5 protein-coding genes are annotated in these 16,706 nt (G+C 41.1%); 4 read left to right on the top strand and 1 reads right to left on the bottom strand.

What is annotated here, in order from left to right; genetic code table 11:
* From M0M44_RS18900 to M0M44_RS18885, 4 genes are all read left to right on the top strand, one after another.
* Positions 1 to 648 (top strand): DUF998 domain-containing protein, encoded by a 648-nt coding sequence (locus M0M44_RS18900; protein WP_248727086.1) that lies wholly within the window; start codon positions 1 to 3, stop codon positions 646 to 648.
* A gap of 20 nt (positions 649 to 668) precedes the next feature.
* The gene (locus tag M0M44_RS18895; protein ID WP_248727085.1) at positions 669 to 2,123 is read left to right on the top strand and encodes an AcvB/VirJ family lysyl-phosphatidylglycerol hydrolase; all 1,455 of its coding nucleotides are present in this window, start codon (positions 669 to 671) and stop codon (positions 2,121 to 2,123) included.
* Between the two features lie 196 nt (positions 2,124 to 2,319).
* Complete coding sequence (locus M0M44_RS18890) at positions 2,320 to 3,447, top strand: serine hydrolase domain-containing protein (RefSeq protein ID WP_248727084.1); 1,128 nt, start codon at positions 2,320 to 2,322, stop codon at positions 3,445 to 3,447.
* A 1,590-nt stretch (positions 3,448 to 5,037) separates the two neighbouring features.
* Positions 5,038 to 11,451 (top strand): collagen-like domain-containing protein, encoded by a 6,414-nt coding sequence (locus tag M0M44_RS18885; RefSeq protein WP_248727083.1) that lies wholly within the window; start codon positions 5,038 to 5,040, stop codon positions 11,449 to 11,451.
* Positions 11,452 to 11,878: 427 nt separating this feature from the next.
* Here M0M44_RS18885 and M0M44_RS18880 read toward each other — a convergent pair whose 3' ends face one another.
* Positions 11,879 to 16,480: a T9SS type A sorting domain-containing protein gene (locus M0M44_RS18880; protein WP_248727082.1), complete on the bottom strand. Its 4,602-nt coding sequence runs from the start codon at positions 16,478 to 16,480 to the stop codon at positions 11,879 to 11,881.
* Positions 16,481 to 16,706: the final 226 nt, after the last annotated feature.

Genomic DNA, 16,706 nt, shown 5'->3' with positions numbered 1-16,706 from the left:
ATGAGAATAAGTCAGTTAAACCTGGTCGGCACCGCAGCCATAATCTGTATTGCTGCCTGCATCGCTGATTTTGCTATATTGTTTTTATGCGGAAGTCATTATCCGGGATACAGCCAGTTAAAAAACACGATCAGTTCACTGGGAGCCTCTATAAGTCCTGTATCAACACTCATTTCTGTTTGGTGGACATTAATTGGAATTATATTTATTTTTTTTGGATTCATTTTTAGAAAAGCATTCGATAAAAAACTAAAAAAGGTAAAGTCTGCTTCCTTGTTAATTATGCTTTATGGATTGGGAGAAGGCATTGGTTCAGGTTTATTTAAAGCTGATATGACAGCAGGTAAAATGACACTCTCATTTATCATACATGATATTTTAGGAGGTATTGGAGTCATTGCGGCACTAATTTTACCTTTAGTAATGCTTACGATAATCACGAAGAAAAACAGGTATGGGTTTTATTTATTCTCATGGATTGTTTTTGTTATCGGACTTATTACCATGTTTTTATTTGCAATCAGGTTTTCCTCTAAGGATAACGTAATCGATCTTTACAGAGGATTATGGCAGCGGCTTTTTATGCTCAATCTATATGTTTATTTTATCACGATTTCAGTTATAATGTATCAACAAAAGTATATTTGATAATGCTAAAAATGTTTAAGATGAAAAAAAATATAATACTCGTTTTAACAATTTTTGTATGTAATACTAGTGCTTTTGCTATTGAAACAGACACCCTAAAAGTTGGAGTATTTGGAAAAGTCTCAATCTATAAACCTAAGACAACGCCCAATGCGGTTGTCTTGTTTATTTCAGGAGATGGAGGATGGAACAGTGGAGTAGTTGAAATGGCTAAAAATATTGCGGCTCAGGGAGCTATAGTTGCAGGTATAGACATTCAGCATTATTTTAAAGAAATTAAAAAAGAAAAATCAAAATGCTATTATCCTGCAGGAGATTTTGAAGAACTAAGTTTGATCCTGCAGAAAAAATTAAAGTTGAAGCAATATTTTAAACCCATTTTAATTGGATATTCATCAGGGGCAACTTTAGTTTATGGCATGCTGGCACAGGCCCCGGCCAATACTTTCAGCGGTGCCATTGGCTTGGGATTTTGTCCTGATATAGAAACAGATAAAACATTATGCGACGGATCAGGACTGGCTTCTCATGTTTTAAAGGAAGGGAAAGCATATTATCTTGAGAAAACAGAAAAATTAACCGCACCTTTTATTGTACTGCAGGGAACAACAGATCAGGTTTGTAATTATGCCGATACAAAAAAATATATGGAAGGAATGAAGCAGGGAAGATTAATAACACTGGCTAAAGTTGGCCATGGTTTTTCTGTAACTAAAAATTGGCTGGCACAATTTACAGATGCCTACAAGGAAATTTTAAATACGCCGAATTATGCAAAACAGAAATCGGAGGAAAATGTTCTGCTTAAAGAACAGCATCTTGCCCCTCTGTCTTTTGAAGCGCCTTTAACTTTAATCCCGACAAAAAGTAAAGATGAAACCCTGCCAATTGCTTTTTTGATTTCTGGTGATGGCGGATGGACAAGCTTTGACCAGTCTTTGGGCGAAGCTCTTGCCGAAAGAGGAATAGCTGTAGTGGGATTAGATGCGCAGAAATATTTTTGGAATGCAAAAACTCCCATAGAAACTGAAGATATGATTGCCAAGGCCGCAGAGCATTATCTGCAGCAATGGAATAGAAAGACATTTATCCTTGCAGGCTATTCATTTGGAGCTTCAGTTGTTCCATTTGTTGCGGCTAATTTATCGCGGCCCTTAAAAGAAAAATTACAAGGTGTTTATTCCTTATCGCCTGATGTAAAAGCTGATTTTGAAATCCATATTGCAGATATGCTGAGTTTGGGAAGTGCAAATGACAATTATGATGTAATCGCCGAAATGAAAAAGATTAAAGCTTTTAACCCTGTTTGCTTTTTTGGCACGGAAGAGGATCCGGTGACTAGCGGACGCTTTTTAGAATCAGGGATTAAAATTATTGAATTGCCCGGTTCACATCATTATAATAATGATTTTAATACAATAGCAGAAAGCATCCTGAAAGAAAGCCGGAGAAATCCTGCTTCTGAAAATAAATGAGAATTCTATTTTTTAATCTGTTTTATCCAAAATTACAAAGCAGCCTTAGACTGTTGAAGCATCTTTAAAAACCGTCTTAACTTTTTGCGGCAAAAAAGGGCATCTGCTCACAATCAAGCTAAAGTCTATTTCTTTATTCTAAAAGTGCAGCATTTTAATTTTCTAAAAGTCTTTATTGATAAACACAGAAAAATATATGAAAAAAGTATTCTTCCTTCTAGCTTTTCTTGCATACACGTTAATCTGTTCTGCTCAGACAGATAAAACAAAAATACCCACAGATAACAAATTGAAAACTAAATTAGATTCGTTAGTTGATCGGTCTGTTTTCACATTTATGAATAATAATTCCCGAGTAGGGATCTCCATAGGCATTATAAAGGATGGGAAGCAATTTATCTATAATTATGGCTCGACTCAAAGAGAAAAACAGGAATTGCCAACTGGGAATACAGTTTATGAGCTTGCATCTATTTCAAAAACATTTGCTTCAGCTTTGCTGGCCAGAGCTGTTCTAGAAAATAAAGTAAATCTCAATGATGATGTACGCAAATATCTTAAGGAAGAATATCCTAATTTGGGGAGTAATGGAAAACCTATAACCCTGCTCAATCTTGCTAATCTCACGTCCGGATTGCCTAATTGGATGCCAGATAAAGATCTCTTTGGAAAAGCAAATCCTGATGATATTCCTCATATTTTAGATTCTGTCCACAAAAAATACACCAGGCAGGATTTTTATAGGGATCTGCATAATGTAAAATTGCAGGCAACGCCAGGAACAGTTTCACGCCATTGCAATACAGCTGCCCAATTGCTTGGCTATATTATGGAAAGCGTTTATAATAAATCCTATGAAAAACTTTTGGAAATGTATTTCATAAACCCGCTTAAAATGAAAAATACGTCATTACTAAAATCTGGAAAAATACCAATAAAAATGGCCAAAGGCTACGATATTAAAGGACGAATTATGCCCATTATTGATTGGGAAGATTTACAAGTAGCTGCAAGTGTAGCATCTTCAATTTCAGACATGCTAAAATATATGGCATTTCAGATGAATGAAAAAGATGCTGCTGTAAAGCTAAGCCACGTGCCGACTTTTGGAAATATTGAAGACAATGCAATTGCACTTAACTGGAAAGTAAAAAAAACTAATAATATCAGAAGCATCTCACATACAGGCGGCAGTTTAGGGTTTAGCAGTTATATGATATTTTATCCTGATTTAAATTCGGGTGTTGTCTTACTCTCAAATCAAGCCGATCAAAGCACGCAAAATGAACTGATCGCACTGTCTGATCTGATTTTAAAACCTTAAAAGAAGATTAATATGTTGAGATACTTGAGATAGCAAAAACTAAATCTGTTTAAAAACCACAATGGAATACTTTGCCAATTACCGCTGACAGAGCTAAAAGAAGCGTCTCAATTAAAAGATTGTATTAACGAAGCTGCTAGAGGGACAGATACTTCCGATCATAGTAAAGTCAACGAAATAGGTGCTTTATGTCTATTGACAATGGGGTATTGAGATACGTAAATGGCTGGCTGTTGATAAGCTTAAGCGGTAGGCATTGATTATTTAGTTCTATCTCCTGTCATGTTTAGTTAGTTAGTTAGTTAGTTAGTTAGTTAGTTAGTTAGTTAGTTAGTTAGTTAGTTAGTTAGTTAGTTAGTTAGTTAGTTAGTTAGTTAGTTAGTTAGTTAGTTAGTTAGTTAGTTAGTTAGTTAGTTTTGGCTGTTTATAATTATGGGAGACTTTTTTTAGTTTGATTTTGGCCGGTAAAGGTAAGGCTGGCTGGAGTGGGATAGTTTTATGAACTATGCTATGCAGAGAAAGAGGTTTCTGCTTGATGTATTAAAACCCCAGTAAATACTGGTTTCATATGCTATTTAAGAGCTGGTACAGAAAGAAAAGTGTACCTCGAAATTTTAGTCAATTTATTTAACCAAAGATAGGTTAAAAACAGAAGAAACAGCAAATTTCAAATGTAAATTTTAAGAACTTCGGAGATCGAAAACCGATATTTTTTTGTCATTTGATACGTTTTGAACTTCTCATTAAAGCATTGTTATAAGGGCTTTTGAGTAATTATAGATGTTATGATTTCGTTCTGTTATAAATTTATATTTTATGGTTTATGGGAATTCTTTGCCAATGCAAAATGTTTTAGTAAGCAGATAAAAACTAGATTTCAACTTATTATGATATTCTTTTCTTATTCTCCAGTATATGTTTGCATATCCAATTTTTTAATTCGTCGAAATTTGGTATAATAAAAAAAGAAGGCATTCGGCTTTAAACTATAAAACCATTGAAGAATTTAATAAACTAACTAATTATAAAAATGTAGCTTAACTTTTTCTCCAGTTTTGGTTTGCATATCCATTCTATGTTTTCATAACAGACCGTAACAAACGAATCTTATATTTGATTCTCGCAGATGCGACAGAACCAGTTCTCTGTTTTGTAAAAGCATCAAATCTTCTCAATTCTATTTCATTTCTCTATAGGGAACTTTTCTGCATATTTAATTAATAAGTCTGGAGTCTATTTTTTTCTTTTCCTCAATTTTAAAAAAAAGATAATAATTCCTTAAATAATTAATTAGAACGTTTTATCTGTTTTAAGGGCTGCTTAAATAGATGTTTAAGTACTTTCTTTTCCGCTATAATTAAATGGAATAACAAAATATGTTGGTTTAAAATCTTTTGCGCGCAGTTGTTAAGTATTTATCTTAAGAATTTTGCACCCGCTTAGAAGGTTGTTAGTTAAGTCTTTAAGTATTAGAGAGTTTAAGAATAATTAAGATGATAGGATTAAAGTTTTGATTTCTACAATACAAGAAATATTCAACTCTTCCATGAACAATTGATTTATTCTTAGAAATAATTAAATAAAAATGTTATGAAAAACAGATTACTCCCTTTATTTTTCGTTTTAGGTGCTTATTCTGCATATTCTCAAGTTGTTGTTGGAAAATTGGAAACAAATCCTTCAACTCAACTTGAAGTTTTTGCCGATAATAAAGGTATTTTAATTCCAAGAGTAAAATTAAAAGGTTCTACTGACAAGGAAACAATTATTAATGGTAAAAACGGTTATGAGAATAGTTTGTTAGTTTTTAATACTGAAACTATTGCAGATGTTAAACCCGGATACTACTATTGGTATATTAATAGTTGGCGTAGAATGTCTACTTCAGATGAAATAACAGGTAATTCGACAACTTTAATTGGAAATGGTATTCCTGGAGCTAGAGGAGATGCTGGTTATCCAGGAGAAAATGTAATAATTTATAGAGATAAAATAACTAATACTGTTTATGTTCAGTATCCTGATGGATCATGGACTCCTATCGATGGTGGTAATGGTAACGCAGGAAAAGATGGAAAATCAGCATTTGAAATCTGGAAAGAGCTTCCTGGCAATGACGGAAAAGATGCCAACGATTTTGTTGCAAGCTTAAAAGGAGATGCTGGAATTGCTGGAACAAACGGAACAAACGGGGTTGATGGGAAATCAGCATTCGAAATATGGAAGGAGCTTCCAGGCAATGACGGCAAAGATGCCAATGATTTTGTTGCAAGCTTAAAAGGAGATGCAGGAATTGCAGGAACAAACGGGGTTGATGGGAAATCAGCATTCGAAATCTGGAAGGAGCTTCCGGGCAATGACGGAAAAGATGCCAACGATTTTGTTGCAAGCTTAAAAGGAGATGCTGGAATTGCTGGAACAAACGGGGTTGATGGAAAATCAGCATTCGAAATCTGGAAAGAGCTTCCTGGCAATGATGGCAAAGATGCCAATGATTTTGTTGCGAGCCTAAAAGGTGAAACCGGAGCAGCTGGGACAAACGGAGTTGATGGAAAAGATTTCACATACGGCGATTTCACACCATCTCAGTTAGAAGGTTTGAGAGGTCCGCAAGGTATCGAAGGTATTGCGGGTACAAACGGATTTGATGGAAAATCAGCATTTGAAATCTGGAAGGAGCTTCCAGGCAATGACGGAAAAGATGCCAATGATTTTGTTGCGAGCTTAAAAGGAGATGCTGGAATTGCCGGAACAAACGGAACAAACGGAACAAACGGGGTTGATGGGAAATCAGCATTCGAAATCTGGAAGGAGCTTCCGGGCAATGACGGAAAAGATGCCAACGATTTTGTTGCAAGCTTAAAAGGAGATGCTGGAATTGCTGGAACAAACGGGGTTGATGGAAAATCAGCATTCGAAATCTGGAAGGAGCTTCCGGGCAATCACGGCAAAGATGCCAATGATTTTGTTGCAAGCTTAAAAGGAGATGCAGGAATTGCAGGAACAAACGGGGTTGATGGGAAATCAGCATTCGAAATCTGGAAGGAGCTTCCGGGCAATGACGGAAAAGATGCCAACGATTTTGTTGCAAGCTTAAAAGGAGATGCTGGAATTGCTGGAACAAACGGGGTTGATGGAAAATCAGCATTCGAAATCTGGAAGGAGCTTCCGGGCAATCACGGCAAAGATGCCAATGATTTTGTTGCAAGCTTAAAAGGAGATGCTGGAATTGCTGGAACAAACGGAACAAACGGGGCTGATGGGAAATCAGCATTCGAAATCTGGAAGGAGCTTCCGGGCAATGACGGAAAAGATGCCAACGATTTTGTTGCAAGCTTAAAAGGAGATGCTGGAATTGCTGGAACAAACGGGGTTGATGGAAAATCAGCATTCGAAATCTGGAAAGAGCTTCCTGGCAATGATGGCAAAGATGCCAATGATTTTGTTGCGAGCCTAAAAGGTGAAACCGGAGCAGCTGGGATAAACGGAGTTGATGGAAAAGATTTCACATACGGCGATTTCACACCATCTCAGTTAGAAGGCTTGAGAGGTCCGCAAGGTATCCAAGGTATTGCCGGAACTAACGGTGCAGATGGAAAAGATTTCACATACGGCGATTTCACGCCATCTCAGTTAGAAGGCTTGAGAGGTCCGCAAGGTATCGAAGGTATTGCGGGTACAAACGGATTTGATGGAAAATCAGCATTCGAAATCTGGAAAGAGCTTCCGGGCAATGATGGCAAAGATGCCAATGATTTTGTTGCAAGTTTAAAAGGTGATGCTGGAATTGCTGGAGCAAACGGAACAAACGGGGCTGATGGGAAATCAGCATTCGAAACCTGGAAAGAGCTTCCGGGCAATGACGGAAAAGATGCCAACGATTTTGTTGCAAGCTTAAAAGGAGATGCTGGAATTGCTGGAACAAATGGAACAAACGGGGCTGATGGAAAATCAGCATTCGAAATCTGGAAAGAGCTTCCGGGCAATGATGGCAAAGATGCCAATGATTTTGTTGCAAGCTTAAAAGGTGATGCTGGAATTGCTGGAGCAAACGGAACAAACGGGGCTGATGGGAAATCAGCATTCGAAATCTGGAAAGAGCTTCCGGGCAATGACGGCAAAGATGCCAACGATTTTGTTGCAAGCTTAAAAGGAGATGTTGGAATTGCTGGAGCAAACGGAACAAACGGGGCTGATGGGAAATCAGCATTCGAAATCTGGAAAGAGCTTCCGGGCAATGACGGCAAAGATGCCAATGATTTTGTTGCAAGCTTAAAAGGAGATGCTGGAATTGCTGGAACAAACGGAACAAACGGGGCTGATGGGAAATCAGCATTCGAAATCTGGAAAGAGCTTCCGGGCAATGATGGCAAAGATGCCAATGATTTTGTTGCAAGCTTAAAAGGTGATGCTGGAATTGCTGGAGCAAACGGAACAAACGGGGCTGATGGGAAATCAGCATTCGAAATCTGGAAAGAGCTTCCGGGCAATGACGGCAAAGATGCCAACGATTTTGTTGCAAGCTTAAAAGGAGATGCTGGAATTGCTGGAGCAAACGGAACAAACGGGGCTGATGGGAAATCAGCATTCGAAATCTGGAAAGAGCTTCCGGGCAATGACGGCAAAGATGCCAATGATTTTGTTGCAAGCTTAAAAGGAGATGCTGGAATTGCTGGAACAAACGGAACAAACGGGGCTGATGGAAAATCAGCATTCGAAATCTGGAAAGAGCTTCCGGGCAATGATGGCAAAGATGCCAATGATTTTGTTGCAAGCTTAAAAGGTGATGCTGGAATTGCTGGAGCAAACGGAACAAACGGGGCTGATGGAAAATCAGCATTCGAAATCTGGAAAGAGCTTCCGGGCAATGACGGCAAAGATGCCAATGATTTTGTTGCAAGCTTAAAAGGAGATGCTGGAATTGCTGGAGCAAACGGAACAAACGGGGCTGATGGGAAATCAGCATTCGAAATCTGGAAAGAGCTTCCAGGCAATGACGGAAAAGATGCCAACGATTTTGTTGCAAGCTTAAAAGGAGATGCTGGAATTGCTGGAACAAATGGAACAAACGGGGCTGATGGAAAATCAGCATTCGAAATCTGGAAAGAGCTTCCGGGCAATGACGGCAAAGATGCCAATGATTTTGTTGCAAGCTTAAAAGGTGATGCTGGAATTGCTGGAGCAAACGGAACAAACGGGGCTGATGGGAAATCAGCATTCGAAATCTGGAAAGAGCTTCCGGGCAATGACGGCAAAGATGCCAACGATTTTGTTGCAAGCTTAAAAGGAGATGCTGGAATTGCTGGAGCAAACGGAACAAACGGGGCTGATGGGAAATCAGCATTCGAAATCTGGAAAGAGCTTCCGGGCAATGACGGCAAAGATGCCAATGATTTTGTTGCAAGCTTAAAAGGAGATGCTGGAATTGCTGGAACAAACGGAACAAACGGGGTTGATGGAAAATCAGCATTCGAAATCTGGAAAGAGCTTCCGGGCAATGACGGCAAAGATGCCAATGATTTTGTTGCAAGCTTAAAAGGAGATGCTGGAATTGCTGGAGCAAACGGAACAAACGGGGTTGATGGAAAATCAGCATTCGAAATCTGGAAAGAGCTTCCGGGCAATGATGGAAAAGATGCCAATGATTTTGTTGCAAGCTTAAAAGGTGACACTGGATTAGCAGGAACAAATGGAACAAGCGGAGTTGATGGTAAAGATTTTACATACAGTGATTTCACACCAGCTCAGTTAGAAGGGTTGAGAGGTCCGCAAGGTATCCAAGGTGTTGCCGGAACAAACGGTGCAGATGGAAAAGATTTTACATATGGCGATTTCACACCAGCTCAGTTAGAAGGGTTGAGAGGTCCGCAAGGTATCCAAGGTGTTGCCGGAACAAACGGTGCAGATGGAAAAGATTTTACATATGGCGATTTCACTCCAGCTCAGTTAGAAGGGTTGAGAGGTCTGCAAGGTATCCAAGGTGTTGCCGGAACAAATGGTGCAGATGGAAAAGATTTTACATATGGCGATTTCACTCCAGCTCAGTTAGAAGGGTTGAGAGGTCCGCAAGGTATCCAAGGTGTTGCCGGAACAAATGGTGCAGATGGAAAAGATTTCACATACGGCGATTTCACTCCAGCTCAATTAGAGGGGTTAAAAGGAGAAACTGGAGCACAAGGTATCCAAGGTGTTGCCGGAACAAACGGTGCAGATGGAAAAGATTTTACATATGGCGATTTCACACCAGCTCAGTTAGAAGGGTTGAGAGGTCCGCAAGGTATCCAAGGTGTTGCCGGAACAAACGGTGCAGATGGAAAAGATTTCACATATGGCGATTTCACTCCAGCTCAGTTAGAAGGGTTGAGAGGTCCGCAAGGTATCCAAGGTGTTGCCGGAACAAATGGTGCAGATGGAAAAGATTTCACATACGGCGATTTCACTCCAGCTCAATTAGAGGGGTTAAAAGGAGAAACTGGAGCACAAGGTATTCAAGGTATTGCCGGAACAAACGGTGCAGATGGAAAAGATTTCACATATGGCGATTTCACTCCAGCTCAGTTAGAAGGGTTGAGAGGTCCGCAAGGTATCCAAGGTGTTGCCGGAACAAATGGTGCAGATGGAAAAGATTTCACATACGGCGATTTCACTCCAGCTCAATTAGAGGGGTTAAAAGGAGAAACTGGAGCACAAGGTATTCAAGGTATTGCCGGAACAAACGGTGCAGATGGAAAAGATTTTACATATGGCGATTTCACTCCAGCTCAGTTAGAGGGGTTAAAAGGTGCAACTGGAGCAACGGGATCTCAGGGTCCAATCGGATTAACAGGAGCTACAGGCCCAAAAGGAGATATTGGTCTAACAGGTCCACAAGGAATTGCTGGAGTAAAAGGTGATAAAGGAGACGCAGGTGCAACAGGACCTCAGGGTCCAATCGGATTAACAGGAGCTACAGGCCCAAAAGGAGATATTGGTCTAACAGGTCCACAAGGAATTGCTGGAGTAAAAGGTGATAAAGGAGACGCAGGTGCAACAGGACCTCAGGGGCCAATTGGATTGACAGGATTAACTGGACCTGCAGGTCCACAAGGAATTGCTGGACTTAAAGGTGATAAGGGAGATAAAGGAGATGTTGGAGCTACAGGTCCTGCAGGAGCTAAAGGTGATCCGGGTAATCCAGCACCAGTATATACAGCAGGTACAGGTATTGTAGTAGATAATACAAATCGTGTAATTTCTGCACAAAATACAACTGCAATGTGGAATGCAAATCAATTGCAAGGAAGACCAATAAGCACTAATGCTCCTACTTCAAATCAGGTTTTGACTTGGAATGGAACAAATTGGGCACCGAATACTGTTGCACTTTCAGAGCCATGGCGTGTTGCTGGTACAACAACTGAAGCTACTTCTAATACACAAAATATTTACCAAATGGGTAATGTTGGTATAGGAACGACTGCTGCCTCAAATTACAGATTAAATGTTGTTGGGGGTAACCAATTGATCAGTGGATCAGTGACGCCAACATTAAATTTTTTAAGTAATGGTGATGGAAATACAGATGCTAATGCACAAGGTAAAATTAGTTTTTGGGAAGCCGGTGCAGAAAATACGTGGGGTGGAGGTCTTGAATTTATCAGTCCATCCGCAGCTGGTAGTAATAGACTAGATATATATGGAGTGGCTTCTGGAACTAAAACTACTGTAGCTAGTTTTGATGTTCAAAGAGGTAGGTTGGGAATTGGTACAACAACTCCTGGTAAAGAATTGTCTGTTGTAGGAAATGGTGAATTGACTGGTAACTTACGTATCGATGCGGCCAATAAAGCTGATGGTACTATTTGGACAGGATTGACTTTTGGAGCAGTTAATTCAGGAGAAGGAATAACCTCTAATAGAACTGGTACAGCAAATGGAAACACTTTTGGACTAGATTTTTGGACTGGAAATTCGAAAAGGATGTCGATAGCTGGAAACAGAATTTTTCCTCCAAAGCCAAAATAAAGTTGCGTCTGAGGAGCAATTGATGTTCTGTATTGCATCATAAGCGGTACTGCAACAGAAATGAAATGCTGTTCTTCTTTATAGTTTGTCGGCGTTACCTGATACTCAAATGCAGAAGTCTGGTCATCAACTTCGTAAGTCGAAATCGTTGTTCCGTTGTTGAGTTCAAAACTGTTCTGATTGTACATTGCATCAATTCCTGTCGAAATTCCCCAGTGGCTGCTGAAGAAATAGGTGTAACCGACACCTATTCCTCCGCCAAATTTGAGTTTTCCGTCTCCAAGAGTGCTATCATAGAGAATTCCTGATGGCCCTCCATTAATCTTGACATTAATTTCCTGTGCTTTTACAGTAACACTGCACAGTAATAGTATGGCTATTGCGGTTTTAATTTTCATTGCTTGCATTTTTAAATTAAATCTCATTTTTATTTCACCAATAAGTTGATTGTTTTTAACTGGCCATTAGCCAATTTAAGAACGACAACATATAAGGCTGCCTGCGATGGTGCGATGATTTCATTTTTGGCTTTTACATTTGAAATAGTCTGAACTAATTTTCCTGTAATGTCATAAATAACCACCTCAGATCCATTTAATTGAGAATCGCTAAAATCACACTCTAAAGTAAATTCAGCTCCAGGTTTAACTGGGTTTGGATAGATTTTTATCTTTTTGGTAAAAACTGTTCCAGTCGTCTCAATTGGACAAGATTTAATTGAATTTCCGTTTTTGTCTTTTGCAATTACATAATAAGTGCCGTTTAAAGGCTGAACCTCGCTATAATACTGACGAGTGGCGCCAGAAACAGCTGCTCCGTTTTTGTACCATTGCCATGCTGCGTAATTGTTAGATTTATTATCAAAGAATAGCACATTTGCCCACTGTTGTGTTACAAGTCCAGAATGGCTTACTTCTATTGGTTTAACTACGGATGCAGCAGCATTGTGATTCTGGTCACCGTTTTGTACAGCTGTAATTGTTGAGCTTCCTGATCCCGTGATGTTTAATGCTGATCCAGAAATTGTTCCTAATGCAGGATTTGCAATAGTGTACGAAATTGGCAATCCGCTGTCTGCTGTCGCAGTTAAAGTCACGTTATTAGAATCTGCACAGCCAAATTCTAAAGTTTGGTTCCAAGTGATGGTTTGGTCAGCTTTAGTAATTTCAAATTCAGCACCAGTAAAGTCAATTGCATAATCTGCGCCAGCACTAATTGATCCTAGCTTAATATTGTATTTTCCAACATTTTCGCCAGCATCTCTAGAAAGCAGACCTGTAATTATTGAAGGTGTGTCTCCGTTAGCAAAACCTAGAGGGGTATAATTAAATAAAGGATCTTCTGTACCGTATACTTTTGCATGTCCCGCTGCTGCAGTTATAGTAAGAGTATATTTTTGAGTCGTGAAACTAACTTCGTTTCCATAATTAACAAAACCATTACTATTTATTGCATAAGTTCTAACATAATAAGTTCTATTTCCTCTAAGTCCAGATAAAGAATTTGTAAATGTTCCTAATGCGGCAGAAATATTTATTTTAGTATCTGCTGTAGTAGGGTTTGCATGCTGTGCATATACAAAACCAACTTCTGTTAAACAAGATCCGCTATCTGTATTTATTCCGTTAGAAGATGCAGTTCCAGATAGAGAAGCGCCAGTTACTGTTATTTCTGAAATAACAGCAGTATTTAAAGTAACAGGATTTGCTGGCTGCAATATTTCTACAGTTAATGAAGCACTGCAAGAATTGCCATCTGTTACCGTTACAGTATAAGTTCCAGCAGTAAGACCAGTTGCTGTTGCAGCAGTTCCTCCTGATGGAGACCAAGAGTAGGAGTAAGATCCTGTACCGCCAGTTACGTTTACTGTAGCCGACCCGTTATTTCCATTATAGCATGAAACTTCTGAGAGAGTCGCTGTTAAATTTAAAGCATCTGGTTCTGTAATTACAATTGTATTTGTAACAGAACATGAGTTTTCGTCTGTAATGGTTACCGTATAAGTTCCCGCTGTAAGACCAGTTGCTGTTGCAGCAGTTCCACCAAAAGGAGCCCATATATAGCTGTAATTGCCTGTTCCGCCACTTGCAATTACAGAAGCCATACCATCGTTGCCGCCGTTGCAAGATACGTTTGTTTGTGTGTCTGTAGCTGAAAGAGTGGTAGGCTCTGTAATTTGTACAGACTCAGTTATAAAACATCCATTTGAATCGGTTACTGTGACAGTGTAAGTGTCAGGAGCTAATCCAGTTGCTGTTGCTGCAGTTCCTCCCGATGGTGACCAAGAGTAGGTATAAGTTCCAGTTCCTCCAGAAGGAATTACAGTCGCAGTACCATTATTTGCCTGATTACATAAAACATCTGTTTTTTCTATTGTTGCTGTAAGTACAGCAGGTTCACCAATAGTTACACTTGCTGTTGTTTCACATAAATTACTATCTTTTATAAGAACAGTATAGGTTCCCGCCGATAATCCGCTGGCAGTTGCGTTAGTTCCGCCAGAAGGAGACCATTGGTAGCTATAGGTGCCTGTTCCTCCTGTAACGCTTACAGTTGCAGATCCGTTTGAACCACCATTACAAGAAACATCTGTTTGAGATACTGATGGCGTAAGTGCATCAGGTTCTGCTATGGTAAAACTTTGTGTTTTGATGCATAGATTACTGTCTTTAACAGTTACAGTGTAAGTTCCAGCAGAAAGTCCAGTTGCGGCGGCTGTTGATTGAGAAGGTGCTGTGTCCCATGCATAGGTATAAGTTCCAGTTCCTCCTGTTACGCTTACTGTGGCAGAACCGTTATTTCCTCCATTGCAGCTGACATCGGTCTGGCTTGGCGTTATGGCTAGGACTGGAGGTTCTGTGATGGTGAACGGCTGGACTGTCGAGCAGCTATTGGCATCTGTTATGGTAACGGCATAGGTTCCGGCTTTCAGGCCGGATGCCGTCGCGGCGGTCTGCACCGGAGTGGTGTTCCAGCTGTAGGAGTACGCTCCAGTTCCTCCTGAGACGGTTACTGTGGCAGAACCGTTATTTCCTCCATTGCAGCTGACATCGGTCTGGCTTGGCGTTATGGCTAGGACTGGAGGTTCTGTGATGGTGAACGGATGGAGTGTCGAGCAGCTATTGGCATCTGTTATGGTAACGGCATAGGTTCCGGCTTTCAGGCCGGATGCTGTCGCAGCGGTCTGCACCGGAGTGGTGTTCCAACTGTAGGCGTATGCTCCAGTTCCTCCTGAGACGGTTACTGTGGCAGAACCGTTATTTCCTCCATTGCAGCTGACATCGGTCTGGCTTGGCGTTACGGCTAGGACTGGAGGTTCTGTGATGGTGAACGGCTGGATTGTCGAGCAGCTATTGGCATCTGTTATGGTAACGGCATAGGTTCCGGCTTTCAGGCCGGATGCTGTCGCAGCGGTCTGCACCGGAGTGGTGTTCCAGCTGTAGGCGTACGCTCCGCTTCCTCCTGAGACGGTTACTGTGGCAGAACCGTTATTTCCTCCATTGCAGCTGACATCGGTCTGGCTTGGCGTTACGGCTAGGACTGGAGGTTCGGTTATGGTGAAGGACTGTGTCAGTGCAGTATGGCGAGCATCTGTCACAGTAACGGTATAGGTTCCGGCTTTGAGGCCGGATGCTGTCTGGGAAGTCTGCACCGGTGTGGTGTCCCAGCTGTACGCATAGGGTTTGGTTCCGCCCGCTACAGCTACTGATGCCGATGCATTATTTCCGCCATTGCAGGTGATATTAGCCTGCAGGCCGGGAGAAACGCTAAGGGGCAGTTCCTGATATTCATAGGCCCCCATATCGATAATGCCTGAACCGGAATAATCAGACACTCTGGGATTTCCGACGAGATCTCTAACAGCGGAGTCAAGATCGCTGTAAAGGCTGTTTGATCCCTTATTTATAAGGGGACTGTTAAACGCTAAAGCGTAATTGCCAGACGTAAAAGGCGCAAGACTGTATGGGATTGAATTTATGAAGAGCGGATCTGTCGAAGCAGGATTGTGGTTTGCAGTGTTTTCTGCAGCTCCCTGCAGCATGCTGTACTGCATGCTGTAAGAGCCTGAGATAATCCATGCGGCCTGAGAAGTTCCATTGCCGTAGATGATGCTGTTATAAAAAGTGAAAGTTGAGCTGGACACCACAAAGGCGCCTCCCCAGCCTGCGGCATTATTGCCGGCAAGAACTGAATTGACAAATACAGGCGAAGAGGAGTAGGCAAATGATCCCCCTCCATTGCCGTTTCCGGAAACATTGGCATTATTGCCGGTGATTAAACAGTTGGTCAGACGCGAACTGCTGCTGTAAAAGTAGATGCCTGCTCCTGCGATCGCCTGGTTGCCGCAGATAACAACATTTGTCACTGCAGGAGATGCGCTGTAAAATATGATGCCGCCGCCCGCAATTCGCATGATGTTATTGCCGTTGACAGCTAAGCGATTTGTTTCGGATCCTGTGGCGGAACATCCTTTCATAATGGTAAATCCGTCCAGTGCCGCACTGCCCATATCGCCGGAGGCTATTACCACGTGATAGCAATTATCAGTGTAGTCGTCCGCTGTGCCAAGATCACCGCTCAAGATCGTCTTATTGGCATCCAGTCCAAGGTTGCGTTCTGCTAATTCTGTTTCTGTTCCGGCAAAGCCGCCATAAAGCTGGACATCCTTTACCAGCACAAAAGACTTATCCCTGCTATCGGTGCTGGCGAAATCGGCGGCATATTTGGGATAATAGGTCCCCCCTGCGGCCCAAATCTGCTTAATGGCATCGTTCCCCGCCGCTTGCTGCAGCGCATCGGCTAATTCTCCCGCCGCATTGGCCCAGCTGCTTCCATTGCCTGCAGCGCCTTTTCTAACATAGAGGATGCCTTCGGCGCTGGGAGTTAGAGCATAGGGCAATAGGCCGCCGGACTGTCTTGCAGAAGACGGCAGCGGAGCGCCAGAAGAGGGAAGCGGCGAAGCATTGCTGGTGTGCAGTAATGCTGTTATTGCAAATAGAAAGATTAAAAGGAGTAGTTTTTTTTTCATAGTTTTTGATTCTAAAGATTTAAAAGTCTGATTCAGGCATAGAATCTGCACCAGAATTTGAAATGGCATGGGATATGTAATATGTAAAAAAAGTATTCCGAAGAAGCGGAATAAAGAATTCTGGCCATGCTTAAGTCGTTATGCGGCAAAAGAAAAATAACCCGATCTGAAGTGAAAAGTATAAGTTTGTCATAGGCTGGCATAAGTTAAATTGCATTAGAGACTC

The organism is Flavobacterium humidisoli, assembly GCF_023272795.1.
GTDB classification, from domain to species: Bacteria; Bacteroidota; Bacteroidia; order Flavobacteriales; family Flavobacteriaceae; genus Flavobacterium; species Flavobacterium humidisoli.
This window is presented reverse-complemented; position numbering and strand designations above follow the sequence as displayed.